The organism is Eubacterium ramulus ATCC 29099 (assembly GCF_000469345.1).
GTDB lineage: Bacteria > Bacillota > Clostridia > Lachnospirales > Lachnospiraceae > Eubacterium_I > Eubacterium_I ramulus.
In genome coordinates, this window is the sequence record NZ_KI271169.1 from 29,517 (window position 1) to 55,996 (window position 26,480).

The window sequence follows — 26,480 nt, forward strand, 5'->3', positions numbered from 1 at the left end:
TAGCTACGGAGAAGTCCTGAAAGGACGTTTTGAGAATGGCGCGTGTGAATAGTAACGATTTGTAAGATTTGATTGATCAGTTTTTGTATGGAAAACTTGCTATTTTCCGGCTTCAATGTTAATATTGTCAATATATTGGGCTTTTATGCACTTTTGAGAAAAGAGAGACAATGTACTAGGAGGAATTTTAGTGATAGATCAGAGTAAAATCAGAAATTTTTGTATTATTGCACATATTGATCATGGAAAATCAACCCTGGCAGACCGTATTATCGAAATGACAGGTTTGCTGACCAGCCGTGAAATGCAGTCTCAGGTATTAGATAATATGGATCTGGAGCGGGAGCGTGGTATTACCATCAAAGCGCAGACGGTTCGTATTATTTACAAGGCAAAAGATGGAGAGGAGTATATCTTCAATCTCATCGACACACCGGGGCATGTGGATTTTAACTATGAGGTTTCCCGAAGCCTGGCTGCCTGTGATGGTGCAATCCTTGTCGTAGATGCGGCACAGGGCATTGAGGCGCAGACACTGGCCAATGTATATCTGGCACTGGATCATGATCTGGATGTTATGCCGGTGATCAACAAAATCGATCTGCCTAGTGCGGATCCGGAGCGTGTCATTGAAGAAATCGAGGATGTCATCGGTCTGGAAGCTCATGATGCACCACAGATTTCCGCAAAAACAGGTCTGAATGTCGATCAGGTACTGGAGCAGATCGTGGAGAAAATCCCGGCTCCGACGGGAGATCCGAAGGCTCCCCTGCAGGCATTGATTTTCGACTCTCTGTACGATGCGTACAAAGGAGTTATTGTTTTCTGTCGTATCAAAGAAGGTACGGTTCGTGTCGGTACGCCAATCAAAATGATGGCGACAGGTGCCACAGCAGATGTTGTGGAGGTCGGATATTTTGGCGCAGGTCAGTTTATCCCTTGCGAAGAATTATCTGCCGGCATGGTAGGCTATATCACAGCTAGTATCAAAAATGTACAGGATACCCGTGTGGGTGATACGATCACCAACCGTTCCAATCCGTGTGCAGAACCGTTGCCGGGTTATAAGAAAGTAAATCCAATGGTTTACTGTGGTCTGTATCCGTCTGATGGTGCAAAATATCCGGATCTGCGTGATGCGCTGGAAAAACTGCAGTTAAACGATGCAGCACTTCAGTTTGAACCGGAGACATCTGCGGCACTGGGCTTTGGTTTCCGCTGTGGATTTTTAGGTTTGCTGCATCTGGAAATTATTCAGGAACGTCTGGAGCGCGAATATAATCTGGATCTGGTAACGACAGCCCCTGGCGTTATTTATAAAGTTCACAAAACGGATGGAACCGTGATGGATCTGACAAATCCGTCCAATATGCCGGATCCGTCTGAGATTGATTATATGGAAGAACCGATGGTAAGTGCGGAGATCATGGTAACCAGTGAGTACATTGGTGCGATCATGGATTTGTGTCAGGAGCGTCGAGGCATTTATATCAGTATGGAATATATGGAGGAGACACGTGCGCTGATCAAATATGATCTTCCGTTAAATGAAATCATTTATGATTTTTTTGACGCATTGAAATCCCGTTCTAGGGGATATGCGTCCTTCGATTATGAAATGAAGGGATACACCCGTTCTGATCTGGTAAAACTGGACATCCTTATTAATAAAGAAGAAGTGGATGCACTTTCCTTTATCGTATTCTCAGGCAGTGCATATGAGCGTGGCCGTAAGATGTGTGAGAAGTTAAAAGAAGAGATTCCGCGTCATCTGTTTGAGGTTCCGATTCAGGCGGCAGTCGGTGGAAAAGTCATTGCGCGTGAGACTGTTCGTGCGATGCGCAAAGACGTACTGGCAAAATGTTACGGTGGCGATATTTCCCGAAAGAGAAAACTTCTGGAGAAACAGAAAGAAGGTAAAAAACGTATGCGTCAGGTCGGAAATGTAGAGATCCCGCAGAAAGCGTTTATGAGTGTTCTGAAACTGGATGATAAATAGAAAACGGGTTATGTTGCTAACATACGCATTGGTATATAAAAGCGAAAACAATGCAAAGCAGCGTGATTAACAGGGGAAATATATGAAAGAATTAGAATTATATCTTCATATTCCTTTTTGTGAACGAAAATGTGCATATTGTGATTTCTTATCTGCACCGGCTGATCTGCCGGTGCGGATTTCTTATATAAAGAAGTTACAGGAAGAGATTGCATATTACGGGGCACAATATGGGGAATATCAGGTGAGCAGTATCTTTTTTGGCGGCGGAACACCGACAATCCTGGAAGGATACCAACTCGCAGCTATACTGGAAACGGTAAAAGAGCATTTTAATATAACAACAGATGCAGAAATTACAGTGGAGTGCAATCCAGGCACATTGACAGCAGGGAAAGCGGAAAAACTGGTGCAGGCGGGATTTAACCGGCTCAGTATGGGACTGCAGTCCGCGGATGACAGAGAATTGCAGCTTCTGGGACGAATCCACAATTTTGCACAGTTCCTGGAAAGTTATGATCTGGCGAGAAAAGCCGGTTTTCGGAATATCAATGTAGATCTGATGTCAGCATTGCCGGGACAAACGCTGAAAAGCTGGCAGGATACATTGCAGAAAGTGACAGCACTGCGCCCTGAGCATATTTCTGCGTACAGCCTGATCATCGAGGAAGGCACACCATTTTACGAGCGTTTTGCGGAAGATGAACGGATTCGGGAGGAAGGTGGTCATCCGAGACTGCTGCCGGAGGAAGACGTAGAACGGCAGATGTATGAACTGACGGAAACTTTTTTACATACAAAAGGGTATGAGCGGTATGAGATATCCAATTATGCAAAGCCGGGATACGAATGCCGGCATAACTGCGGCTACTGGATCAGAAAGGATTATCTGGGTCTGGGACTGGGAGCATCTTCTCTGGTGGAACATCAGAGGTTTCAGAATACATCGGAACTGAAGACGTATCTTGAGCAGGAGTATTCACCACAATGTGAAGGTCAGCATGAACGTATAGCAGAAACAATCCAGTTACAGGAAGAAACTGGATTAACCCAGACAGGGCATCATATTCACATAGAAACTTTAGACAAAAAATCTGAGATGGAAGAATTTATGTTTCTGGGCCTTCGTCTGATGGCAGGAATTTCCCGTCAGCAGTTTGAAAAAAAATTTCAGGTCACACTGAACAGTGTCTATGGCGAGGTACTTCGAAAATTAAAGGGAGAACAGCTAATCGAAGAGGTAGCAGGTTATGTGCGCCTGACGGAGCATGGTATAGATGTCAGCAATTATGTGCTGGCGGAGTTTTTGCTGTAATTTTTTATGATCATCAGCAGAATCGTATCGAATAGAAAAAATAAGAAGTAAGATAGAATGTGCACCCGGGGGCTTTCTAAGTGAGTTGTTCTGCTTATAAAACGTAGAAAAAATAAAAATATGAAAAAAATAAAAATAGATGTTGACAAAGAAAAACGATAGTGCTACATTAGGTAATGAAGATATTAGCACTCCAAACAGTCGAGTGCTAACAAAGAAAAAGCATCAATTACAGGAGCATGAAATACATGAGCGAAGGATTGGACGAAAGAAAAACGAAAATTTTACATGCAATCATTCAGACTTATCTGGAAACGGGTGAGCCGGTTGGCTCCAGAACGATCGCAAAAGCGTCTGATCTGAACCTCAGTTCCGCAACGATCCGTAATGAGATGTCAGATCTGGAGGAACTTGGATACATCGTTCAGCCGCATACTTCGGCAGGACGTATTCCATCGGATAAGGGATACCGCTTCTATGTGGATCATCTGATGGAGGAGAAAGACCATGAGATTTCCGACATGAAGGAATTTGTGATTGAGAAGACAGAACGCATGGAATTTGTTTTAAAACAGATCGCAAAGATGCTGGCAGTAAATACCAATTATGCAACTGTCGTATCCGCACCTCAGACCCACCACGGAAAAGTCAAATTTATTCAGCTTTCCGCGGTAGATGATTCCCAGGTTCTGGCAACAATCATGTTGGATGGCAACATCGTAAAGAACAAGATCATTCATACAAGTGAGACACCGAATCAGGAGACAATGTTGAAGTTAAACATTTTGCTGAACGGAAGTTTAAATGGTCTTGCCCTTGAGGAGATTAACCTTGGAACCATCTCCAGATTGAAGGAGCAGGCAGGTATTCACAGTGCCATGGTAAGCGATGTGCTGGATGCAGTTGCTCAGGCCATTCAGGAAGATGAAGACCTTGAGATTTACACCAGCGGAGCAACAAATATCTTCAAATATCCGGAATTGAGTGATTCGGAACGGGCAAGCGAACTGATCAGTGCTTTTGAAGAAAAGCAGGAATTCAAGGATCTGTTCACTGCTGACAAAGAAAACGGAAATCCGGGAACCGGCATTCAGGTATACATCGGAAACGAAAGCCCGATGCAGGGAATGAAAGACTGCAGTGTGGTGACAGCCACCTACGATCTTGGAAAAGGAATCCGGGGAACCGTCGGAATCGTCGGACCGAAACGTATGGATTACGAAAAAGTAGTTGACAACCTGCGAACCTTAAAGGTTCAGCTGGATGATATATTTAAAAAGACAGATGAGTAGTCATTAAAAATGATGAAAGCGGAAAGGTGGAATTTCGATGGCAGAGAATAAAAACATCAGTCCGGAAGAGATGGAAGAAGAAATCTTAGAAAATGAAGAAATAAATGATACAGCAGAGGAAGAAACCGTAGAAGAAGCCGAAGAGGCTGTAGCAGAAGAACCGGAAACTGAGAAAGAAAAAGGGTCTTTTTTCAAAAAGAAAGAGAAGAAAGACAAAAAAGATGAGAAAATCGAAGAACTTACAGACAGAGTCAGAAGACAGATGGCTGAGTTTGATAACTTCCGGAAACGGACAGAAAAAGAGAAGACACAGATGTTTGAGACCGGTGCAAAAAGTATCGTAGAAAAAATACTTCCGGTTGTTGATAATTTCGAACGTGGTCTTGCAGCTGTCACAGAGGAAGAAAAAGGAACTCCTTTCGTGGAAGGTATGGAAAAAATCTACAAGCAGATGATGACTGTGCTGGAGGAAGCAGGAGTAAAACCGATTGAGGCAGTTGGACAGGAATTTGATCCGAATCTGCACAATGCAGTTATGCATGTCGAGGATGAGGAATTCGGTGAGAACATTATCGCAGAAGAATTCCAGAAAGGCTACACATACCGTGATTCCGTGGTTCGCCACAGCATGGTAAAAGTGGCTAATTGACATTGCCATTAACGATTATTCGTTAAATATAAAAACAAGCTAATTTAGGAAACAATATATAGGAGGACACGATTATGAGCAAGATTATTGGTATTGACTTAGGAACAACAAACAGCTGCGTAGCAGTTATGGAAGGTGGTAAACCGGTAGTTGTAGCAAATACAGAAGGAGCAAGAACAACACCGTCAGTGGTAGCTTTTACAAAAACAGGTGAGAGACTGGTAGGTGAGCCGGCAAAACGTCAGGCTGTTACAAACGCAGAGAAAACAATCTCTTCTATCAAGAGAGAGATGGGTACAGATTACAAGAAAGAGATTGACGGAAAGAAATATTCTCCGCAGGAGATTTCCGCAATGATCCTTCAGAAATTAAAAGCAGATGCTGAGAACTACTTAGGCGAGAAAGTATCTGAAGCTGTTATCACAGTTCCGGCATATTTCAACGATGCTCAGCGTCAGGCGACAAAAGATGCTGGTAAGATTGCAGGACTTGATGTAAAACGTATTATCAATGAGCCGACAGCAGCAGCTTTAGCATATGGTCTGGACAATGAAAAAGAGCAGAAAATCATGGTTTATGACCTTGGTGGTGGTACATTCGATGTATCTATCATTGAAATCGGTGATGGTGTCATTGAAGTATTATCTACATCAGGTGATAACAGACTTGGTGGTGATGACTTCGACCAGAAAATCACAGATTATATGATCGCAGAGTTCAAAAAACAGGAAGGTGTAGATCTTTCTACAGATAAAATGGCTCTTCAGAGATTAAAAGAAGCCGCTGAGAAAGCGAAAAAAGAGCTTTCTTCTGCAACAACAACAAACATTAACCTTCCATTCATCACAGCTACTGCTGAGGGACCGAAACATTTCGATATGAACCTTACCAGAGCAAAATTTGATGAGTTAACACGTGATCTGGTTGACAGAACAGCAGTTCCGGTACAGAACGCGTTAAAAGATGCAGGTATCACAGCTTCTGAACTTGGTCAGGTACTGTTAGTAGGTGGTTCTACACGTATCCCGGCTGTACAGGATAAAGTAAAACAGCTGACTGGTAAAGAGCCAAGTAAATCACTGAACCCGGATGAGTGCGTAGCAATCGGTGCTTCTATCCAGGGTGGTAAACTTGCAGGCGATGCTGGTGCCGGTGAAGTATTACTGCTTGATGTAACTCCACTTTCCTTATCCATCGAGACAATGGGTGGTGTAGCTACAAGACTGATCGAGAGAAATACAACAATCCCGACAAGAAAGAGCCAGATTTTCTCCACAGCAGCAGATAACCAGACAGCTGTAGATATCAACGTAGTACAGGGTGAGCGTCAGTTCGCTAGAGATAATAAATCTCTTGGACAGTTCCGTCTGGATGGAATCCCGCCAGCACGTCGTGGTGTTCCGCAGATTGAGGTTACATTCGATATCGATGCAAACGGTATTGTAAATGTATCTGCAAAAGACCTTGGAACAGGCAAAGAGCAGCATATCACAATCACAGCAGGATCCAATATGTCTGATGATGAGATCGATAAAGCTGTAAAAGAAGCTGCAGAGTTTGAGGCTCAGGATAAGAAGAGAAAAGACGCGATCGATACAAGAAACGATGCTGATTCCTTCGTATTCCAGACAGAGAAAGCACTTGAAGAAGTTGGTGCAGGTGTATCTGATGCTGAGAAAGCTCCGGTACAGGCAGATCTGGATGCATTAAAAGCACTCCTTGAGGCTCATCCGGAAGCTGACAAGATGACAGATGCAGAGTTAGATGAGATGAAAGCTGCAAAAGAGAAACTGATGGCAAGTGCGCAGCAGGTATTTGCAAAAATGTATGAGCAGGCACAGGCCGCACAGGGTGCAGCAGGTGCAGGTCCGGACATGAACGCAGGTGCTGGTCAGCAGACAGCAGGCGGTGCGGATGATGATGTGGTAGATGCTGATTATAAAGAAGTTTAATCAGGATTGAAACATACAGATCATCGCAGCAAATGTTATTACTCACCTTGCAGAAGTGGGAGTCTTCTCGACTGAGATAAATAACGCACCAGAGGGCAGAATGCCTTCTGGTGCATTGTTGGATTAATCTCAGCCGGTGTTTGACTGTGGATTGAGACAAAAAGATACGAAAAATTAACATAAGGGATGGAGTTCAGATATGGCAGAACAGAAAAGGGATTATTACGAGGTGCTCGGCGTAGATCGCAGCGCGGACGATGCCACAATTAAAAAGGCATATCGTCAGCTGGCCAAAAAATATCATCCGGATGCAAACCCGGGAGACAAAGAGGCAGAGGCGAAATTCAAAGAGGCTTCGGAGGCATATGCAGTACTGAGTGACTCAGAAAAAAGACGACAGTATGATCAGTTTGGTCATGCTGCATTTGATGGTGGAGCCGGCGGTGCAGGTGCAGGCGGATTCGATTTTTCCGGCATGGATTTTGGTGATATGTTTGGTGATATTTTTGGTGACTTCTTCGGCGGCGGTTCCAGAAGAGGTGCGTCTAACGGTCCAATGAAAGGTGCCAACTTGAGAACCAGTGTCCGTATTACTTTTGAGGAAGCAGTGTTTGGCTGTGAAAAAGAAATTGATATGGTGCTGAAGGACGAATGTACTACCTGTGGCGGAACCGGAGCAAAACCTGGAACTTCTCCGGAGACCTGTACAAAATGCGGTGGAAAAGGTAAAGTTGTATTTTCCCAGCAATCTCTGTTCGGCATGGTTCAGAACGTTCAGACCTGTCCGGAATGTAACGGATCCGGCAAAATTATCAAAGATAGATGTACTTCATGCCGCGGAACTGGTTATACTTCCAGCAGAAAGAAGATCAAAGTGTCTATTCCTGCCGGAATCGATAACGGACAGAGTGTCCGCATCCGTGAAAAAGGTGAGCCGGGTGTCAATGGCGGACCGCGTGGCGATCTGCTGGTAGAGGTTATTGTATCTTCACATCCGATCTTCCAGCGTCAGGATATGAATATCTTTTCTACTGCACCGATTTCTTTTGCTCAGGCAGTGTTAGGAGGAGAAACAAGAATCAGCACCGTAGATGGTGATGTGATTTATGAAGTGAAACCAGGTACTCAGACAGATACAAGAATCCGTCTGAAAGGCAAAGGTGTTCCGTCTCTGCGCAACAAAAATATTCGTGGCGATCAGTATGTTACTCTGGTGGTACAGGTTCCGACATCGTTGAGTGCAGAGGCGAAAGAAGCATTGCGTGCATTTGATGCAGTATCCGGTGATTCTCTGCATACAGGTGCGGGAGAAGGCATAAAACAGGAGAAACATCACAAAAAGAGAGGCTTCTTCAAAAAAGAAGATTAATATAGTATAGGATTACGGATGTATAATAAAATAGATTTAAAAAATAAATTAGAATCGATTCATCGAAAAAGTTATCCGGCATATAAGTCACTGAGGGGAAGTTATACCTTCGGTGACTTTGTGCTGTCTATTGACCATGTGCAGGGAGATCCTTTTGCGGCACCATCTTCGCTGCATGTAGAACTTCCATTGAAAAAAGCAGGATTTCCGGAAAAATACCTGGAAAAAAGACATACAAAAACAGCACTGGAAGATTTGATTTTACGTAGTTTTTCGAAAGCACTGGATCAGTACAGTTTTAAGGCAAAAGGATCCGGAAAAAGTGGTTTGATCTCCACGAGCAGACCGGGACCGGAGGTTATGCGCCGAACAGCAGTGGAATTTAACAATATAGCATTGCTTGTACGATTTGAAGTCGGGTTTCCGGCAAACGGACGTACTATTAACGCACAGGAACTGGAGAAGATTTTGCTGGAATTTCTGCCGCAGATTGTGAAAACATGTCTGTTTTACCAGTCCTGGGAAAAAGCAAAAATTCAGGCTTGCTATGAACTGGCAGAAAATCAGCAGAGGATCCGTGAAGTATTAGAAGAACGAAAACTGGTGGCTTTCTGCGCAAACGGAAGTATATTGCCGAGAAAGAGCGGTGTGTCAAGCCAACCGCTGAAAGATGCCATAGAATTTCAGTCTCCGGAAAGCATGGAGATTTCGATTGATCTACCCTTTGGCAACAGTATCCGCGGCATGGGAATACCGGAAGGCGTGACCTTGATCATCGGTGGTGGTTATCATGGCAAATCCACATTGCTGCAGGCATTGGAACAGGGGGTATATAACCATGTAAAGGGCGATGGAAGAGAATATGTGATTACCAGAGCAGATGCATTGAAGTTGCGGGCAGAAGACGGTCGTGCAGTGTCACATCTGGATTTGTCCCTGTTTATCCATGATCTTCCGAATGGAAAAGACACGCATTGTTTTTCTACTGAGGATGCCAGTGGAAGTACCTCTCAGGCCGCTGGTGTCCTGGAAGGAATTGAAGCTGAAACAAGCTGCTTCCTGATCGATGAGGATACCTCTGCAACAAATTTTCTTGTGCGGGATGCCTTTATGCAGCGCGTAGTCAGCGGAGACCAGGAGCCGATCACACCGTTTATTGCCAGAGTACGTGATCTGTATGAAAAAGTAGGAATTTCTACAATCCTGGTGGCAGGCAGCAGCGGAGCTTTTTTTCATGTGGCTGATACAATTATTCAGATGGATGCCTATCGGCCGAAGGATGTAAAAATGAGCGTAGAGGCATTATTGCCGGAATACCCACCGGCAGATTTATGCAGCAATGCAGAGCCTTTTACTCTTCCAACTGAAAAACGTATGTTTGTGATGGAACGGAAGATAAAGCGGTATGGTCGTGGAGAACGGGAGGAACGTATCAAGACAAAAGTGATGGGAACGGACGGTTTCTCCATTGAACATAATATAGTGGATCTGCGCTGTGTGGAGCAGTTGATTGATACGGAACAGACAGCAGCTTTGGCCGCAATTTTAAAACATATCGTAAAAAAAGGCAGTATTTGCATGGAAATGCAGGAGCTGGTTGCTGAAATCAACACGTTGCTTAAAAAGAAGGGGATGGCAGCTTTCGTGGAAGGAGCCCTTTCCTGTGGTTATGCCTATCCGAGAAAAGAAGAAATCTATCTGATGCTGAATCGTTTTCGCAGAGGATAAACAAAAAAACTCTTGTCGAATGATAGACTTATAGGTTACAATAAAAATATGTATGCATTGATGAGTCCTGTTGCCATGAGATTTTAAATGAGAATCCCTGGATTTCAGGACTAATCGGCATGTTCGGAACTATTGACAAATTGTATGGAGGAATATGTACGATGAAATGGGATAAATATACAATTGAAACTACCACAGAAGCGGAAGATTATATCAGCTGTACGCTGGCAGATCTTGGCATTGAAGGCATCGAGATCGAGGATAATGTACCGTTATCTGAATCCGATACTTCAAAGATGTTTATTGATATTTTACCGGAGCTTCCGCCGGATCAGGGCATTGGTTATGTCAGCTTTTATCTGGAAGCCGGTGAGGATCACAGCGAAAAATTAAAAGAAGTGGCAGAAGCGCTGGAAGAAATGCGCAGCTATGTAAATATCGGAAGCGGCAAGATCACAAGCAGTGAGACAGAGGATATCGACTGGATGAACAACTGGAAAGAATTTTTTCATTCCTTTACGATTGACGATATTCTGATCAAACCGACATGGGAAGAACTGGATCAGGCAGATCAGGACAAAATTTTGATTGAGATTGATCCTGGTATCTCCTTTGGAACCGGAAAGCATGAGACGACACAGCTTTGCATCCATCAGCTTCGTAAATATATGAAAGATGGCGATGAAGTACTGGATGTCGGATGTGGAAGCGGTATTCTTTCTATCGTGAGCCTGAAGCTTGGTGCTGCTCATCTGACCGGTACGGATATTGACGAGGATTGTATTACTTCTACTTATGAAAATTTTGAGGTAAATCATCTGAGCAGAGAACAGGGTGACTTTTATGTGGGAAACCTGATTGACGATACCGGACTTCAGGAAAAAGTCGGTACAGAGAAATATGATGTGGTTGTTGCTAATATTCTGGCAGATGTTATCATTCCGATGGCACCGGTGATTCCGGCACGACTGAAAAAAGACGGTGTATTCATTACTTCCGGAATCATTGATTTTAAAGAGAACGAAGTAAGAGAAGCGATTGAAAAAGCCGGCATGACAGTTCTGGAAGTGACACATCAGGGTGAATGGGTCAGCATCACGGCGAGGAAATAAACATGTATCAGTTTTTTGTGGATGATTGCCAGATTGGCAAAGAATATGTGACCATCACCGGAAGTGATGTCAATCATATCAAAAATGTGTTACGGATGCGTCCGGGCGAAAAAATCCGGGTCAGCAGCAGTTCCAGAGACATGTTCTGTGAGATTGCGGAATTGACAGATGATTTTGTGCAGGCAGATATTCTGGATGAGGAAGCACCGGATACGGAGCTTCCGTCACGGATCTATCTGTTTCAGGGGCTGCCTAAAGGTGACCGTATGGAGTATATCATTCAGAAATCAGTGGAACTTGGCGTGTATGAGATCATTCCGGTGGCGATGAAATACTGTGTGGTTAAACTGGATGCAAAAAAAGCCGGCAATAAGGTGAAACGCTGGCAGGCGATCAGCGAAAGTGCGGCTAAACAGTCCAAGCGCAGCAGAATTCCGGAAGTGCATGCGGTAATGAACTTCAAAGATGCAGTGGAGTATGCAAAACTGCAGGATATGATCCTGGTGCCCTATGAGAATGAGCGTGGTATGGAAGCAACCAGGGAAGCACTGAAAAAAGTAAAACCGGGACAGTCCATCAGCGTGTTTATCGGGCCGGAAGGCGGATTTTCTGAAGAAGAGATTGATGCGTTACGGCAGGATGCAGAGGTACTTTCCCTTGGAAAAAGAATTCTGCGTACAGATACGGCGGCAATCTGTGCCATGTCCATGCTGATGTTGGAACTGGAAGAAAAAACGGAGGGAGAATGCTGACAATGGAAGCATATCTGGATAATTCAGCCACCACAAGGTGTTCGGAGGCTGCAAAAAATAAAATGGTGGAAGCGTTGACGGTGGATTTTGGAAATCCGTCTTCTATGCATATGAAAGGTGTGGAAGCGGAAAAATATGTCAAAGAAGCAGCCACTGCCATCGCAAAGACACTGCGTTGCCAGGAAAAGGAAATTGTGTTTACTTCCGGAGGTACAGAGTCAAATAATCTGGCTATCATCGGAACGGCACTGGCAAACCAGCGTGCAGGCAGACATATTATTACTACCAGTGTAGAACATGCGTCCGTCAAAAACACGATGCGTTTTCTGGAGGAAGAGGGGTTTGAAATCACCTATCTTCCGGTGGATGCAAACGGTGAAATCTCTCTGGAAGATTTAAAACGGGAGCTGCGGGAAGATACAATTCTTGTTTCCATGATGATGGTAAACAATGAGATTGGTGCTTTAGAACCGATAGAGAACGCGGGGGAAATCATTAAAAATCATAATCCTGCCACAGTATTTCATGTGGATGCGATCCAGGCATATGGAAAGTTCCAGATTATTCCGAAACGGATGCATATCGATCTGCTTTCTGTCAGCGGACACAAGATTCATGGACCGAAAGGCATTGGATTTTTATATATTAAAGAAAAAACAAAAATTCGTCCGATTTCTTTTGGTGGCGATCAGCAGAAAGGTATGCGTTCCGGAACGATTAATGTACCGGGAATAGCAGGACTTGGCGTGGCTGCCGCAGAGGCTTATGCGCATTTGGCAGAAAATGCAGAGCATATGTATGAACTGAAAGCATATTTTGCAGATAAACTGCAGCAGATTGGCGATGTGACCATTAATGGGAAAGCAGGGCATGACAGTGCTCCGCAGATTATCAGTGCAAGTTTTTTAGGTGTTCGTTCGGAAGTATTGCTGCATTCCCTAGAAGACCGCAACATTTATGTGTCAGCGGGAAGTGCATGCTCTTCCAATCATCCATCACAGTCCGGCACATTGCTGAATATTGGACTGGATCATGCGCATCAGGAATCTACGCTGCGTTTCAGCTTCTGCCCGGAAACTACCAGAGAAGAGCTGGATTATACTTACGGCGTGCTGGAAGAGTTACTTCCGATGCTGCGTCGTTATACAAGACATTAAAATAATCTGCTGAAAATTATGATGTTTCAGCAGAGAAGCAAAAGAACAGACTTATAGAATCAAAATAGTTTAGAACAAATGAGAGAGGAGAAACAAATTATATGTTGTTTCAGTCATTTTTGATCAAATACGGCGAGATCGGTATCAAAGGAAAGAACCGTTATGTATTTGAAGAAGCATTAATGAAACAGATCGGTCATGCTCTGCAGCCAGTGGAGGGCAGTTTTTCCGTATCCAGAGAGCAGGGAAGAATTTATGTAGATGCTGACGGTGATTACGATTATGATGAGGCTGTGCTTGCCCTGACAAGAGTATTCGGTATCGTAGGCATCTGCCCGTTAGTCAGAGTGGAGGAAAACGGTTTTGACCAGCTGGCAAAAGACGTATTAAAATATCTGGATGATGTATATCCGGATAAAAACAAAACATTTAAAGTGGTTTCCAGAAGAGCCAGAAAAAACTTTCCCAAAAATTCCCAGGAGATCAATGCAGATCTTGGTGAGATTATTCTGGATACCTATCCGGAGATGAAAGTTGATGTACATCACCCGGATATCATGCTGAATGTAGAAATTCGTTCCCAGGTAAATATTTATTCCATGATTATTCCGGGACCGGGTGGTATGCCGGTTGGAACAGCGGGAAAGGCAATGTTGCTTTTGTCCGGTGGTATCGACAGCCCGGTGGCAGGCTATATGATCGCGAAACGTGGGGTTACCATTGAAGCAACTTATTTCCATGCACCGCCTTATACCAGTGAGCGTGCAAAACAGAAAGTAATTGATCTGGCAAGAATCGTGTCCCGTTACAGTGGCCCGATCAAATTAAATATTGTAAATTTTACGGATATTCAGCTTTATATTTATGATAAATGCCCGCATGATCAGCTGACCATTATTATGCGTCGTTATATGATGAAGATCGCTGAGCACTTCGCAAATGAGTCCGGCTGTCTCGGTCTGATCACCGGTGAGAGTATCGGTCAGGTGGCAAGCCAGACAATGCAGTCACTGGCAGCAACCAATGCGGTATGCAATATGCCGGTATATCGTCCACTGATCGGTTTTGATAAGAATGATATCATTGCAATTTCAGAAAAAATTGATACATACGAGACATCTATTCAGCCATTTGAGGACTGCTGCACGATTTTTGTTGCAAAACATCCGGTGACAAAACCAAATCTGAAAATTATCGAGCGCTCAGAACAGCATCTGAATGAGAAAATTGATGAACTGATGCAGACAGCCATCGAGACAACGGAGACGATCACTGTTTGTGAAGAGTAAAAAAAGACCCGGGAAAAATCACAGGATTTTTCCCGGTATCTGGTTTTGAAAATAAGTATGTTTCATTTATTTGTATGAGATTATACAAGATAAGGTTTTAATGCTTCCATGATCTCGCTCATATCTGTGTCACCTGCATGGATTGCAAGATCAATCGGTTTAGAGAGATCAAGACTGAAGATACCCATGATTGATTTTGCATCAATGACATATCTTCCGGAGATCAGATCAAAGTCAAAATTGAACTGTGTGATCGCATTGACAAAGCTTTTTACCTTATCGATGGAATTTAAAGAAATCTGTACTGTTTTCATTTACCAGCCCTCCTGAAATAATATAGTTTATTCTATTCAATAGTAACTTTAAATAATAAAAAAGTCAATACAGTATAGGAGTTGAAACAATGAAAAAAGCAGCATTACACAGCCTTGGATGCAAAGTAAATTCATACGAGACAGAGGCAATGCAGCAGATGCTGGAACAGGCAGGATATGAAATTGTACCGTTCCATGACAGGGCGGATGTGTATATTATCAATACCTGTTCTGTGACGAATATCGCGGATCGCAAATCCCGACAGATGATCCATAAGGCGAAAAAAATGAATCCGGGTGCGATCGTGGTGGCAGCAGGCTGTTATGTCCAGACATCTACGGAGCAGGCAAAAGCGGATGCAGCCATTGATATTATTATCGGAAATAATAAAAAGCAGGATCTTCTTAATATGCTGGCGGCTTATGAAGCTGACCATGGCGCAGAACAGGAAGGTGTGCTGGATATTAATCATACAAAGCAGGAATATGAAGAATTGACGGTCATCCATCCGTCCGAGCATACCCGTGCATTTCTGAAAGTACAGGACGGATGCAACCAGTTCTGTAGTTATTGCATTATTCCATATGCCAGAGGCCGGGTGAGAAGCCGTAAATTGGAAGATGTAGAGCGGGAAGCCCGCAGATTGGCAGAAAATGGTTTTCAGGAACTGGTGCTGACCGGTATCCATTTGAGTTCTTATGGCATTGACTGTGACAGCAGCCTGTTGGAACTGATCCGGACACTGCATGGAATTGACGGTATCGAGCGGATTCGTCTGGGTTCCCTGGAGCCGGGAATAATTACGGAAAGCTTTGTACAGGCTCTGGTAAAACTCCCAAAGGTATGTCCGCATTTTCATTTGTCATTGCAGAGCGGAAGTGCTACTGTATTAAGACGGATGAACCGTCGGTATACACCGGAAGAATATCTGGAAAAATGCGAATTGCTGCGTCAGTATTATGAGCATCCGGCTATTACCACGGATGTCATCGTAGGATTCCCCGGAGAGACATCGGAAGAGTTTGCAGAGACCTGTGCATTTGTGAAAAAAGTGGATTTTTATGAAGTACATGTGTTTAAGTATTCCAAACGAAACGGAACCGTGGCAGCCTCCATGCCGGATCAGATTCCGGAATCCCTGAAGGCTGAGCGCAGCAGTATTCTGATGGAACTTGCAGAAAGACAGAAAAAGGAATTCATTCAGTATTATGAAGGAAAAGAAGTATCCGTATTGTTTGAAGAACCGGTGGAAGTAGACGGTGTGCGCTATTTTGAGGGTCTGACACCGGAATATGTCAAAGTATGGGTACCAACAGAGGAAAACCTGACGAACCGGATAATGAAGGTTGAATTTTTTCCTTATTTATATTAGAATGAAAGACGAGAGATTTTAACGACAGAGGTACAGTTATGCAGGATTTAAGCAGTACACAATATTTTAAAGTAGAAAAAGCACCGGAATTAAAAATTGGTGATGTTCTGGAAATCGTATACAAAGCGATGGCAGAGAAAGGATACAATCCGATCAATCAGATCGTGGGATACATTATGTCCGGAGATCCGACATATATTACAAGTTATATGAATGCCCGCAGTCTGATCATGAAAGTGGAACGTGATGAACTCGTGGAAGAAGTTATGAAAGATTACGTTTCCAAACATGGATGGGATTAGGAAAAACATATGAGAATCATGGGACTTGATTTTGGTTCAAAAACGGTTGGGGTGGCAATCAGTGACCCCTTGTTTTTGACTGCCCAGGGAATCGAAATCGTGCGGCGTAAGTCACAGGGGAAACTGCGTCAGACTCTGGCACGGATTGAGGAACTGAAAGAGGAATATGAAGTAGGAAAGATCGTGCTCGGATTTCCGAAAAATATGAACAATACAGAGGGAGAACGATGTGAGAAGACACTGGAGTTCAAGGAAATGCTGGAAAAGCGGACCGGACTCGAGGTAGTGCTCTGGGATGAACGACTGACCACCGTGGAAGCAGACCGTACTATGATGCAGGTCGGAATCCGCAGAGAAAACAGAAAAGAGTATGTGGATGAACTGGCTGCCATTTTTATCTTACAGGGGTATCTGGATTATCAGGGCAGACAGCACACGGAAGGGTAGAAGTGCGATGGAGAAAATTATTTTTACAGATCCGGAAAATCAGGAAGATCTTGAATTGTACCTTTTAGAACAGACATGTATCAATGGAACGACTTATCTGCTTGCGGCTGAGGAAGAAGAGGAGGATTCTGTTGCATATATTTTGAAGGAAGTACAGACGGAAAACGAAGATGTCATCTATGCAATGGTGGAGGACGATGTGGAATTAAATGCCATCTCTAAAGTTTTTGCAGAGATTCTGGACGATGTAGATATTGAAATGTAAAAAGAACGGAAATAAAACAGGAGGTGCGATTTTTGGCAAATACAAAAAAATCAAAATTAAAGATCATTCCCCTTGGCGGTCTGGAAGCCATCGGAATGAACATTACTGCCTTTGAATACGAAGACAGTATTATTGTGGTGGATTGCGGTCTGGCATTCCCGGAAGACGATATGTATGGTATTGATCTGTGCATACCGGATATTACTTATTTAAAAGACAATATTGATCGTGTAAAAGGATTTTTTATCACACACGGTCATGAGGATCATATCGGAGCACTTCCTTATGTGTTGCGTGAGATCAATGTGCCGATTTATGCGACAAAGCTGACCATTGGCATCATTGATCACAAACTTGGCGAGCATAATATGCTAAATAAAGTAAAGCGCAAAGTAGTTAAATACGGACAGCATATCAATCTTGGATGCTTCCGTGTGGAATTTATCAAGACAAATCACAGTATTCAGGACGCTGCTGCACTGGCAATTTACTCTCCGGCAGGAACCGTTGTGCATACCGGTGATTTTAAAGTGGATTATACACCGGTTTACGGAGATGCCATTGATCTGCAGCGTTTTGGTGAGATTGGTAAAAAAGGAGTTCTGGCACTGATGTGCGACAGTACCAATGCGGAACGTCCTGGCTTTACTATGACAGAGCGGAAAGTTGGCAAGACATTTGAGAGTATTTTCAGCGATCATACACATCAGCGAATTATTGTGGCAACCTTTGCTTCCAATGTAGACCGTGTACAGCAGATTATCAATACAGCCTACAAATTTGGCCGTAAAGTAGTGGTAGAAGGCCGCAGCATGGTCAATATTATTTCCATTGCATCGGAACTTGGTTATCTGAATATCCCGGATAATACACTGATTGAAGTGGATCAGTTGAAAAACTATCCGGATGAAAAGACAGTCCTGATCACTACCGGAAGTCAGGGAGAACCACTGGCTGCATTGTCCCGTATGGCAAATGGCATTCATCGCAAAGTAAAAATCCAGCCAAACGATCTGATTGTATTCAGCTCCAATCCAATTCCGGGAAATGAGAAAGCAGTTTCCAAGATTATCAATGATCTGTATCGTCAGAGCGCAGATGTTATTTTCCAGGATACTCATGTATCCGGACATGCATGTCAGGAAGAAATCAAGCTGATCTACTCCCTGTTACATCCAAAATATGCAATCCCGGTACATGGAGAGTTTAAACATCGGAAAGCGCAGGCAGGCGTTGCAGCAGAACTTGGTATGGATAAAGAGCATATTCTGATGATTTCCTCCGGCGATGTTCTGGAAATTGATGAGAACGGTGCAGAAGTTGTTGGAAAGGTACCGGCTGGTTCTGTATTTGTCGACGGTCTTGGCGTTGGTGATGTCGGAAATATTGTTATGCGTGACCGTCAGCATCTGGCTGAGGATGGTATCATTATCGTGGTACTGACATTACAGGCAGGTTCCGGACAGCTTCTGGCAGGACCGGATATTGTATCCCGGGGATTTGTTTATGTGCGCGGATCAGAAAGTTTGATGGATGAAGCACAGAAGCTGCTCAACGAACATGTGACAGGTCTGACAGACCGTGGCATTACAGATTGGGGCAAGATCAAGACAGAAATCAAAGATTCGCTGGGCGAGTTTGTGTGGAAAAAGACAAAGCGCCGCCCGATGATCATTCCGATTATTATGGAAGTGTAAGAGAATGGAACTAAAGACAATTATCCGGAAAAAGAGTACAGACTTCATGAGTTCAGAAGAAAAAATTATTTTCTGCAGAACAGCAGAGAGCAGCTTGATCTGTTTACAGAGGAAGACCGGCTGGAACAGGAGTATGCGGATGTTTACAAGGATCCACTTCTGGGAGAGTATCTGCCAGCGGAAGTGGCAGTCTGCCGCATTATCCAGCAAGTGAATAAGGAATTGATCGGTTGTCTGGATTTTGAAGCAATTCTGTATGAAGAATAGAAACAGATGGTACAGGATGAATTATGATTGTTGATGAAAGATTTGTGACGTATATCAACTCACTGGATACGGAAAATACATCATTTCTGGAAGAGTTGGAGAAAACAGCAAAAGAAGCTTATGTACCGATTATCCGAAGGGAAATGCAGAGCCTGCTGAAATTACTGCTGGCAATGAAACGCCCGATCCGGATACTGGAGGTGGGCACGGCCGTTGGTTTTTCTGCCCTTTTGATGGCGGAGTATAATCCGGTGGCCTGTGAGATCACCACGATAGAAAATTATGAGAAGCGTATTCCCATTGCGAAAGAGAATTTTGCAAAAGCAGGTCGGGATCAGATGATCACACTGCTGGAGGGGGATGCCGCAGAAGTATTAAAGACACTGCAGGAACCGTATGATTTTATTTTTATGGATGCAGCGAAAGGGCAGTACATTCATTTCTTTGATGATGTCTTGCGTTTACTGGCAGAGGGTGGTATCCTTGTGTCAGATAATGTATTGCAGGATGGTGACATCATAGAGTCCCATTATGCAGTAACCAGAAGAAACCGCACGATTCACAAACGAATGCGGGAGTATCTTTATGAACTGACCCATAATGAGCAGCTGACCACAGCAGTATTGCCAGTGGGAGATGGTGTGACGGTCAGCGTAAAGAAAGAACAATTAGAAAAAGAATAAGGAGCGTTTGATGAAACATCCAGAATTACTGATTCCGGCCAGCAGCCTGGAAGTATTAAAGACAGCGGTTATGTTTGGTGCAGATGCTGTATACATTGGTGGTGAGGCTTTTGGTCTCAGAGCCAAAGCAAAGAATTTTTCCATGGAGGAAATCCGGGAAGGAATCGCATTTGCACATGCTCATGATGTAAAAGTATATATTACAGCAAATATTCTTGCTCACAATGGTGATCTGAGCGGGGTAAGAGCTTATTTTGAAGAATTGAAAGAAATCAGACCGGATGCACTTATTATTTCGGATCCGGGTGTATTTATGATCGCCAGAGAAGTTTGTCCGGAGATTGATATTCACATCAGTACCCAGGCAAATAATACAAATTACGGAACTTACCAGTTCTGGCATCAGCTTGGCGCACGTCGTGTGGTAACTGCCAGAGAACTGTCTATGGCAGAGCTAAAGGAAATCAGGGAGAAAGCACCGGCAGATCTGGAGATGGAGACTTTTATCCATGGCGCAATGTGTATTTCCTATTCCGGTCGTTGCCTGTTATCCAATTATTTCACTGGCCGTGATGCCAATCGTGGGGCATGTACCCATCCATGCAGATGGAAATATGCGATCGTGGAAGAGACCCGTCCGGGTGAATATATGCCGGTTTATGAAAATGAGCGTGGTACTTATATTTTTAACTCCAAGGATCTGTGCATGATCGAGCATATTCCTGAGCTCATTGACAGCGGAATTGACAGTTTCAAGATTGAAGGTCGTATGAAGACCGCTTTATATGTGGCTACCGTAGCCCGTACTTATCGGAAAGCAATTGATGATTATCTGGAGTCTCCGGAACTTTACCGGGAAAATATGGACTGGTATCTGGATCAGATTTCTAATTGCACATACCGTCAGTTTACAACCGGATTTTTCTTCGGAAAACCGGATGAAAGTGCTCAGATTTATGATAATAACACATATGTGAAAGAATACACATATCTGGGCATTATAGGGGAATGCACTGCAGACGGATTATACCGTATCGAACAGCGCAATAAATTTTCTGTAGGGGAACAGATTGAAATCATGAAGCCGGATGGCAGAAACATTCCGGTAGTCGTTCGCAGGATCGTGGACGAAGAAGGGCAGGAGATGCAATCTGCGCCGCATCCGAAGCAGGTTTTATATATTGAACTTGCTGCGGCAGAAAATGGTGCTCTTTCCGGGGCAGATGTTTCGGAGCAGGACAACCATGCAGCAGAACTTTATGACATATTGCGTAGGAAAGAGGAGGAATAGTCATGGCAAAAGATCGTTATGTGGCATATGTCGGTACTTACACACATGGAAGCAGTGTGGGAATTCATATTTTTGATGTGGATGCCGAAAAAGGAAAAATGGTAGAACGTAAGGTGGTTCCAATCAACAATCCATCGGATGTGATCGTATCTACCAGCGGAAAATTTCTTTATTCTATTGCAGATGAAGGTGTACAGTCCTTCCGTATTTTACCGGACGGAGATTTGGAACCGATCAATTCTGTGTGGACAGGCGGCATGCGAGGATGTTACCTGGAAGTAGATGAACAGGATCGTTACCTGTTTGTGGCAGGCTATCATGACGGACGAATCACCATGATGAACTTAAATGAAGATGGTTTCATCGGCGAAATTGCAGATGGCATCTTCCATAAAGGGATCGGTGTAAATATTACGGATCGCAGTTCCATGCCACATGTAACCTGCGTGAAGGTGACACCGGATCAGCAGAGTGTCTGCGCTGTAGACAGTGGATTGGATCAGGTAAAAATTTATCGGATTGACAGAGAACGCAATAAAATGGAATTGGAAGATATTCTGCGTTGTGAACTGGACAGCGGACCTAAGATGCTTCGTTTCGACCGCCAGCACAAATTTGCGTATGTGTTGTGCGAGATGGATAATGTTATTGAAGTATATGAAGTTGGTGCACGGAATGATGATGTTGATCCTTTTAAAATGATTCAGCGTATCAGTACGATTGAACCAGATGAAAAACAGCGTGCGGCTGCTTCCGGTATTGAATTTTCACCGGATGGTAATCATCTGTTTGTGACGAATGCCGGTATTAATACCGTTATCATCTATGATGTAGATAAAGAAACCGGAGTGCTTACGCCATTATTCCATTGTAAGACCAGCGGAGATTATCCGAAGGCTGTGGCAGTTATGCCAGATAATAAGCACTTTATTGTACTTAGTCATGAGACGGATGAGATTTTTATTTACAATATGAACTATGAGGATTGTTACTTCCTGCAGGACAGCAGACCGATTAAGATCGAACAGCCGAACTGTATTTTTATCCATAAACTGTAATTGATCAGAGTCAGGAAAAATCTGAACACAGAGGTACTAATTACAGAAATATTGAATGAATATAAAAATGACTGTCAATGGAACCTGGAACGGGTTTCATATGACAGCCATTTTTTTATTCATAGATTTTCTTTAAATGATCGAGTTTTGCTGTAGTATTGCGGAGCATCAGGTCAAGAATGGTGATAGCTGCCATAGCTTCTACCACAACGACTGCTCTTGGTACAACGACCGGATCGTGGCGCCCACGGATGTTAATGTCTACGGCTTCGCCATCAGCATTTACGGTATGTTGTAACTGCGCAATGGATGGAGTAGGTTTGACAGCGGCACGGAAAACAATAGGGGATCCATCACTGATGCCGCCTAAGATACCGCCGGCATGATTCGTCGCTTTCGTCAGCGGAGCGTTTTCCTGAGGAACAAAGGAATCATTATTTTCAGATCCACGTGCAGTGGCAGCGGCAAATCCATCTCCGATTTCAAAGCCTTTGACAGCACCGATGGAAAAGATTGCTTTCGCCAGACTGGCATCCAGTTTGTCAAAAACCGGATCACCGATGCCGGCAGGAACCCCTGTGATCACACATTCAATAATACCACCGGAGGAATCTTGTTGTGCAATGCAGCAATCCAGAAAAGTCTGAGCCTCTTTTGCAGCATGAGCATCTGGCATAGCAACCGGATTCTGACTGATCTGTGTGGCATCAAAATGGCAGGGATCAATGGTTACCGGTCCGATAGATTTGGTATAAGTAAGGATAGAAATACCCATTTCCTTTAAAAGTTTTGCTGCGATGGCACCTGCAGCGACACGACCAATGGTTTCACGGGCAGAGGAACGTCCACCGCCGCGGTAATCCCGGAAGCCGTATTTGGCATCAAAACAGTAATCTGCATGTCCCGGACGGTAACAGCGGGCAATATCACTGTAGTCTTTGGAATGTTGATTTTCATTTCGTACGATCATGGAAATCGGTGTTCCTGTGGTATGTCCTTCAAAGACACCAGAAAGAATTTCAACCCGGTCTGCTTCGGTCCGTGGGGTTGTATATTTGGACTGCCCTGGTTTTCTGCGGTTTAAGTAAATCTGGATATCCTCTTCAGACAGTGGGAGACCACTGGGGCAGCCGTCCACAACGACACCGACGCCTTTGCCATGGGATTCTCCCCAGGTTGTGATCTGAAAAATAGTTCCTGTATTTGAACCAGCCATAATGTTTCCTCCCTCGATAACTCTATGTAGTACGGTTTGCCCGTTTGATAACCGGGCAGACGTTATGCGTGAACTGTAAAAGTGTTTTTGACACTTATCTTATTATATGATAAAGTTATAAACAGTGCAATGAAAAAGGAAAGGAACATTTTATGTATAAATTATTGAAAAAAGATGGACGCGCGAAGCGTGCCGAAGTGACAACGGTGCATGGAACCATCCAGACACCGGTATTTATGAATGTCGGAACCGCAGCAGCAATCAAAGGTGCGGTATCCACAGATGATCTGCAGCAGATCAAGACACAGGTAGAGTTATCCAATACATACCATCTGCATGTACGTCCGGGTGACAAATTGATCAAAGAACTGGGTGGTTTGCATAAGTTTATGGTATGGGACAAGCCGATCCTGACAGATTCCGGTGGTTTCCAGGTTTTTTCTCTGGCAGGATTACGGAAAATCAAAGAAGAGGGTGTGCAGTTTCATTCTCATGTAGACGGACGTAAAATCTTTATGGGACCGGAAGAAAGTATGCAGATTCAGTCCAATCTCGGTTCTACTATTGCTATGGCATTTGATGAATGTCCGCCTGCCCTGGCTGATAGAAATTATGTGCAGCCATCCGTAGACCGTACGACACGCTGGTTGGAACGCTGCAAGAAAGAAATGCAGCGGTTGAACAGTCTGGAGGATACGATCAATAAGAATCAGATGCTCTTTGGTATTAATCAAGGTGCGATTTTTGATGATATCCGTATCGACCATGCAAAACGTATCAGCGAGATGGATCTGGATGGTTATGCTGTGGGCGGGCTGGCTGTTGGTGAAAGTCATGAGGAAATGTATCACATTCTGGATGTGACCGTTCCACATCTTCCGGAGGACAAACCAACCTATCTGATGGGAGTAGGAACACCGGCGAATATTCTGGAAGCGGTAGACCGGGGTGTGGATTTCTTCGATTGCGTTTATCCAAGCCGGAATGGTCGTCATGGACATGTTTATACCAATTTTTGCAAATTGAATTTGTTCAACCAGAAGTTTGAACGGGATATGCGTCCGATTGAAGTGGGATGTCAGTGTCCGGCCTGCCGTACGTACAGTAGAGCTTACATCCGTCATCTGTTGAAGGCAAAAGAAATGCTCGGTATGCGTCTGTGCGTACTGCACAATCTGTATTTCTATAATACGATGATGGAAGAAATCCGTGATGCCATCGATATGGGCAATTATCAGAATTATAAGGCTGAGAAACTGTATCGCATGGAGCATGGAGAGTAAATAAGTTTCCTCATGCGAGCATGATCATTAACTGAATCTATGTGATGAGTGAACTGAAAAAATAAAAAATATGCAAAATGGCTTGAACAAAAGTTGTATTTTGTGTAAAATACTAAATAGTATCGAAAAATAGGAGGAATTCACATGAACGTATTATCATCCGGAGCAGGAATGGGTATGATGGGAACAATTATCTGGATTGCAGTTTTGCTTGTATTCATATTTGTTTTTATGCTGAGACCACAGAAAAAGGAACAGGCAAGAAGAAATGAAATGATGGCTAAAATGGCAGTTGGCGATACTGTTCTTACTAGCAGCGGTTTCTATGGTACACTGATCGATATCACTGACGATACTGTTATCGTAGAGTTCGGCAACAATAAAAACTGCCGTATTCCAATGCAGCGCGCTGCAATCGCACAGATTGAAAAAGCTGATGACGCAGTAGAAGAGTAAACTGAAAAGAGTAAAGATCAGACAAAGGAGGGCGGGGCATGGATATCAATTGATATCACTGCCCTTCTTTTGTATATTGTTTGTGAGAGGAGAAAGAAAATGAAATACCAGGTTGGAGTTATTGCCGGAGACGGTATTGGACCTGAGGTTGTAGCCGAGGCACAGAAAGTATTAAACTGTGTGGCTGACAAATTCGGACATGAATTTGGGTATGAGGACATTTTAATGGGAGGATGTTCCATTGACGCGACCGGTGAGCCGCTGACTGACCATGCTATTGAGCAGGCATTGCATTCTGATGCGGTTTTAATGGGCTCTATTGGTGGAAACACAAGCACTTCCCCATGGTACAAACTTCCGCCGGAGAAACGTCCGGAAGCAGGCTTACTGAAATTACGTAAGTCATTGAATTTATTTGCAAACTTAAGACCGGCATATCTTTATGAAGAATTAAAAGAGGCATGTCCGTTGCGCGATGATATCATCGGCACAGGTTTTGATATGATGATCATGCGTGAGCTGACCGGAGGACTCTATTTCGGAGCCCGCAAGACCAGTGAGGTAGATGGTGTAGTGACAGCGGTAGATACCCTTACATATACTGAGAATGAGATTCGCAGAATCGCCATCAAAGGTTTTGATATTGCCATGAAACGCCGTAAAAAAGTAACAAGTGTTGACAAGGCAAATGTACTGGATTCTTCCAGACTTTGGAGAAAAATCGTAGAAGAAGTAGCGAAGGATTATCCGGAAGTTACTTATGAACATATGTTAGTAGACAACTGTGCAATGCAGCTGGTAAAAGATCCGAAACAGTTTGATGTTATTCTGACAGAGAACATGTTCGGGGACATCCTTTCCGACGAGGCAAGTATGGTAACCGGTTCTATCGGTATGCTTTCCAGTGCAAGCTTGAATGATACAAAATTCGGTCTGTATGAGCCGAGCGGCGGATCCGCCCCGGATATCGCAGGACAGGGCATTGCAAATCCGATTGCGACTATTTTATCCGCAGCAATGATGCTTCGTTATTCTTTTGATCTGGATAAAGAAGCAGATGCAGTGGAAAATGCGGTAAAACAGGTATTAAAAGACGGATATCGTACGATTGATATCATGCCGCAGGAAGAGGATAAGAAATCTGCCGTAGAACAGGTTGGTACAAGTCAGATGGGCGACTTGATCTGCGAGAGAATATAAAAAGGAGTATGTAA

Annotated in this window: 24 protein-coding genes and 1 pseudogene; 23 read left to right on the forward strand and 2 right to left on the reverse strand. The window is 43.8% G+C overall.

Going from position 1 to position 26,480, the window contains the following annotated elements; genetic code table 11:
• Positions 1–190 precede the first annotated feature (190 nt).
• The 11 genes from lepA (at position 191) to thiI (ending at position 14,614) form a co-directional block, all read left to right on the forward strand.
• On the forward strand, positions 191–1,999 hold the full coding sequence (lepA, locus tag HMPREF0373_RS12480; protein WP_021740104.1) for a translation elongation factor 4: 1,809 nt from the start codon (positions 191–193) through the stop codon (positions 1,997–1,999).
• An 82-nt stretch (positions 2,000–2,081) separates the two neighbouring features.
• Positions 2,082–3,314, forward strand: a complete 1,233-nt coding sequence (gene hemW / locus HMPREF0373_RS12485; RefSeq protein WP_021740105.1) for a radical SAM family heme chaperone HemW — start codon at positions 2,082–2,084, stop codon at positions 3,312–3,314.
• A 248-nt stretch (positions 3,315–3,562) separates the two neighbouring features.
• Positions 3,563–4,606, forward strand: coding sequence for a heat-inducible transcriptional repressor HrcA (hrcA, locus tag HMPREF0373_RS12490; protein ID WP_022036341.1), 1,044 nt, complete (start codon positions 3,563–3,565; stop codon positions 4,604–4,606).
• A gap of 37 nt (positions 4,607–4,643) precedes the next feature.
• Positions 4,644–5,255, forward strand: coding sequence for a nucleotide exchange factor GrpE (grpE, locus tag HMPREF0373_RS12495; RefSeq protein ID WP_021740107.1), 612 nt, complete (start codon positions 4,644–4,646; stop codon positions 5,253–5,255).
• 74 nt (positions 5,256–5,329) lie between these two features.
• Positions 5,330–7,207, forward strand: a complete 1,878-nt coding sequence (dnaK, locus tag HMPREF0373_RS12500) for a molecular chaperone DnaK (RefSeq protein WP_021740108.1) — start codon at positions 5,330–5,332, stop codon at positions 7,205–7,207.
• A gap of 199 nt (positions 7,208–7,406) precedes the next feature.
• Positions 7,407–8,576, forward strand: a complete 1,170-nt coding sequence (gene dnaJ / locus HMPREF0373_RS12505; RefSeq protein WP_021740109.1) for a molecular chaperone DnaJ — start codon at positions 7,407–7,409, stop codon at positions 8,574–8,576.
• An 18-nt stretch (positions 8,577–8,594) separates the two neighbouring features.
• Positions 8,595–10,304 carry an ABC-ATPase domain-containing protein gene (locus tag HMPREF0373_RS12510; RefSeq protein ID WP_021740110.1) on the forward strand — a complete coding sequence of 570 codons (1,710 nt, stop codon included), beginning with the start codon at positions 8,595–8,597 and terminating at the stop codon, positions 10,302–10,304.
• 161 nt (positions 10,305–10,465) lie between these two features.
• Complete coding sequence (gene prmA / locus HMPREF0373_RS12515) at positions 10,466–11,416, forward strand: 50S ribosomal protein L11 methyltransferase (protein ID WP_044964347.1); 951 nt, start codon at positions 10,466–10,468, stop codon at positions 11,414–11,416.
• A 2-nt stretch (positions 11,417–11,418) separates the two neighbouring features.
• A complete protein-coding gene (locus HMPREF0373_RS12520) occupies positions 11,419–12,168 on the forward strand; it encodes a 16S rRNA (uracil(1498)-N(3))-methyltransferase (protein WP_044964350.1) in 750 nt (249 codons plus the stop codon).
• The gene (locus tag HMPREF0373_RS12525; RefSeq protein WP_021740113.1) at positions 12,162–13,325 is read left to right on the forward strand and encodes a cysteine desulfurase family protein; all 1,164 of its coding nucleotides are present in this window, start codon (positions 12,162–12,164) and stop codon (positions 13,323–13,325) included. Before HMPREF0373_RS12520 ends, HMPREF0373_RS12525 begins: the two co-directional genes overlap by 7 nt.
• Positions 13,326–13,426: 101 nt before the next feature.
• Positions 13,427–14,614, forward strand: a complete 1,188-nt coding sequence (thiI, locus tag HMPREF0373_RS12530; RefSeq protein ID WP_021740114.1) for a tRNA uracil 4-sulfurtransferase ThiI — start codon at positions 13,427–13,429, stop codon at positions 14,612–14,614.
• 80 nt (positions 14,615–14,694) lie between these two features.
• Here the strand turns inward: thiI and HMPREF0373_RS12535 are convergent, their stop codons facing one another.
• The gene (locus HMPREF0373_RS12535) at positions 14,695–14,928 is read right to left on the reverse strand and encodes an HPr family phosphocarrier protein (RefSeq protein ID WP_021740115.1); all 234 of its coding nucleotides are present in this window, start codon (positions 14,926–14,928) and stop codon (positions 14,695–14,697) included.
• 89 nt (positions 14,929–15,017) lie between these two features.
• On the opposite strand from HMPREF0373_RS12535, the gene mtaB reads away from it, so the two are divergent.
• The 9 genes and pseudogenes from mtaB (at position 15,018) to HMPREF0373_RS12580 (ending at position 22,311) form a co-directional block, all read left to right on the forward strand.
• On the forward strand, positions 15,018–16,301 hold the full coding sequence (gene mtaB, locus HMPREF0373_RS12540) for a tRNA (N(6)-L-threonylcarbamoyladenosine(37)-C(2))-methylthiotransferase MtaB (protein WP_021740116.1): 1,284 nt from the start codon (positions 15,018–15,020) through the stop codon (positions 16,299–16,301).
• A gap of 38 nt (positions 16,302–16,339) precedes the next feature.
• Positions 16,340–16,603 carry an IreB family regulatory phosphoprotein gene (locus tag HMPREF0373_RS12545; RefSeq protein WP_021740117.1) on the forward strand — a complete coding sequence of 88 codons (264 nt, stop codon included), beginning with the start codon at positions 16,340–16,342 and terminating at the stop codon, positions 16,601–16,603.
• Positions 16,604–16,612: 9 nt separating this feature from the next.
• Entirely contained in the window at positions 16,613–17,050 is a 438-nt protein-coding gene (gene ruvX / locus HMPREF0373_RS12550; protein WP_021740118.1) for a Holliday junction resolvase RuvX, read from the forward strand.
• A 7-nt stretch (positions 17,051–17,057) separates the two neighbouring features.
• Positions 17,058–17,315: a DUF1292 domain-containing protein gene (locus tag HMPREF0373_RS12555; protein ID WP_021740119.1), complete on the forward strand. Its 258-nt coding sequence runs from the start codon at positions 17,058–17,060 to the stop codon at positions 17,313–17,315.
• Positions 17,316–17,410: 95 nt separating this feature from the next.
• Positions 17,411–19,012, forward strand: coding sequence for a ribonuclease J (locus HMPREF0373_RS12560; protein WP_129899184.1), 1,602 nt, complete (start codon positions 17,411–17,413; stop codon positions 19,010–19,012).
• A 42-nt stretch (positions 19,013–19,054) separates the two neighbouring features.
• A pseudogene (locus HMPREF0373_RS17810) lies at positions 19,055–19,279 on the forward strand (YlbF family regulator); the annotation flags it as partial.
• A 23-nt stretch (positions 19,280–19,302) separates the two neighbouring features.
• Entirely contained in the window at positions 19,303–19,962 is a 660-nt protein-coding gene (locus tag HMPREF0373_RS12570; protein WP_021740121.1) for an O-methyltransferase, read from the forward strand.
• A 10-nt stretch (positions 19,963–19,972) separates the two neighbouring features.
• Positions 19,973–21,253 (forward strand): peptidase U32 family protein, encoded by a 1,281-nt coding sequence (locus HMPREF0373_RS12575; RefSeq protein WP_021740122.1) that lies wholly within the window; start codon positions 19,973–19,975, stop codon positions 21,251–21,253.
• Positions 21,254–21,255: 2 nt separating this feature from the next.
• Positions 21,256–22,311 (forward strand): lactonase family protein, encoded by a 1,056-nt coding sequence (locus HMPREF0373_RS12580; RefSeq protein WP_021740123.1) that lies wholly within the window; start codon positions 21,256–21,258, stop codon positions 22,309–22,311.
• A 115-nt stretch (positions 22,312–22,426) separates the two neighbouring features.
• Here HMPREF0373_RS12580 and aroC read toward each other — a convergent pair whose 3' ends face one another.
• The gene (gene aroC / locus HMPREF0373_RS12585) at positions 22,427–23,527 is read right to left on the reverse strand and encodes a chorismate synthase (protein WP_021740124.1); all 1,101 of its coding nucleotides are present in this window, start codon (positions 23,525–23,527) and stop codon (positions 22,427–22,429) included.
• A gap of 152 nt (positions 23,528–23,679) precedes the next feature.
• Between aroC and tgt the strand changes: the two genes are divergently transcribed.
• The 3 genes from tgt to leuB all read left to right on the forward strand — a co-directional run bounded on the left by tgt (position 23,680) and on the right by leuB (position 26,466).
• Positions 23,680–24,810 (forward strand): tRNA guanosine(34) transglycosylase Tgt, encoded by a 1,131-nt coding sequence (gene tgt / locus HMPREF0373_RS12590; protein ID WP_021740125.1) that lies wholly within the window; start codon positions 23,680–23,682, stop codon positions 24,808–24,810.
• Between the two features lie 144 nt (positions 24,811–24,954).
• Entirely contained in the window at positions 24,955–25,266 is a 312-nt protein-coding gene (gene yajC, locus HMPREF0373_RS12595) for a preprotein translocase subunit YajC (RefSeq protein ID WP_021740126.1), read from the forward strand.
• Positions 25,267–25,365: 99 nt separating this feature from the next.
• A complete protein-coding gene (gene leuB / locus HMPREF0373_RS12600; RefSeq protein ID WP_021740127.1) occupies positions 25,366–26,466 on the forward strand; it encodes a 3-isopropylmalate dehydrogenase in 1,101 nt (366 codons plus the stop codon).
• The last annotated feature ends 14 nt before the right edge of the window (positions 26,467–26,480 follow it).

Bases quoted from the DNA above. Each gene is read 5' to 3' on its own strand.
- leuB (WP_021740127.1), top strand. From the start codon at position 25,366: ATGAAATACCAGGTTGGAGTTATTGCCGGAGACGGTATTGGACCTGAG.
- HMPREF0373_RS12555 (WP_021740119.1), top strand. From the start codon at position 17,058: ATGGAGAAAATTATTTTTACAGATCCGGAAAATCAGGAAGATCTTGAA.
- hrcA (WP_022036341.1), top strand. From the start codon at position 3,563: ATGAGCGAAGGATTGGACGAAAGAAAAACGAAAATTTTACATGCAATC.
- HMPREF0373_RS12525 (WP_021740113.1), top strand. From the start codon at position 12,162: ATGCTGACAATGGAAGCATATCTGGATAATTCAGCCACCACAAGGTGT.
- hemW (WP_021740105.1), top strand. From the start codon at position 2,082: ATGAAAGAATTAGAATTATATCTTCATATTCCTTTTTGTGAACGAAAA.
- HMPREF0373_RS12575 (WP_021740122.1), top strand. From the start codon at position 19,973: ATGAAACATCCAGAATTACTGATTCCGGCCAGCAGCCTGGAAGTATTA.
- thiI (WP_021740114.1), top strand. From the start codon at position 13,427: ATGTTGTTTCAGTCATTTTTGATCAAATACGGCGAGATCGGTATCAAA.
- dnaK (WP_021740108.1), top strand. From the start codon at position 5,330: ATGAGCAAGATTATTGGTATTGACTTAGGAACAACAAACAGCTGCGTA.
- HMPREF0373_RS12520 (WP_044964350.1), top strand. From the start codon at position 11,419: ATGTATCAGTTTTTTGTGGATGATTGCCAGATTGGCAAAGAATATGTG.
- grpE (WP_021740107.1), top strand. From the start codon at position 4,644: ATGGCAGAGAATAAAAACATCAGTCCGGAAGAGATGGAAGAAGAAATC.
- yajC (WP_021740126.1), top strand. From the start codon at position 24,955: ATGAACGTATTATCATCCGGAGCAGGAATGGGTATGATGGGAACAATT.
- ruvX (WP_021740118.1), top strand. From the start codon at position 16,613: ATGAGAATCATGGGACTTGATTTTGGTTCAAAAACGGTTGGGGTGGCA.
- aroC (WP_021740124.1), bottom strand. From the start codon at position 23,527: ATGGCTGGTTCAAATACAGGAACTATTTTTCAGATCACAACCTGGGGA.
- HMPREF0373_RS12510 (WP_021740110.1), top strand. From the start codon at position 8,595: ATGTATAATAAAATAGATTTAAAAAATAAATTAGAATCGATTCATCGA.
- HMPREF0373_RS12545 (WP_021740117.1), top strand. From the start codon at position 16,340: ATGCAGGATTTAAGCAGTACACAATATTTTAAAGTAGAAAAAGCACCG.
- HMPREF0373_RS12580 (WP_021740123.1), top strand. From the start codon at position 21,256: ATGGCAAAAGATCGTTATGTGGCATATGTCGGTACTTACACACATGGA.
- prmA (WP_044964347.1), top strand. From the start codon at position 10,466: ATGAAATGGGATAAATATACAATTGAAACTACCACAGAAGCGGAAGAT.
- mtaB (WP_021740116.1), top strand. From the start codon at position 15,018: ATGAAAAAAGCAGCATTACACAGCCTTGGATGCAAAGTAAATTCATAC.
- HMPREF0373_RS12560 (WP_129899184.1), top strand. From the start codon at position 17,411: ATGAACATTACTGCCTTTGAATACGAAGACAGTATTATTGTGGTGGAT.
- tgt (WP_021740125.1), top strand. From the start codon at position 23,680: ATGTATAAATTATTGAAAAAAGATGGACGCGCGAAGCGTGCCGAAGTG.
- dnaJ (WP_021740109.1), top strand. From the start codon at position 7,407: ATGGCAGAACAGAAAAGGGATTATTACGAGGTGCTCGGCGTAGATCGC.
- HMPREF0373_RS12535 (WP_021740115.1), bottom strand. From the start codon at position 14,928: ATGAAAACAGTACAGATTTCTTTAAATTCCATCGATAAGGTAAAAAGC.
- HMPREF0373_RS12570 (WP_021740121.1), top strand. From the start codon at position 19,303: ATGATTGTTGATGAAAGATTTGTGACGTATATCAACTCACTGGATACG.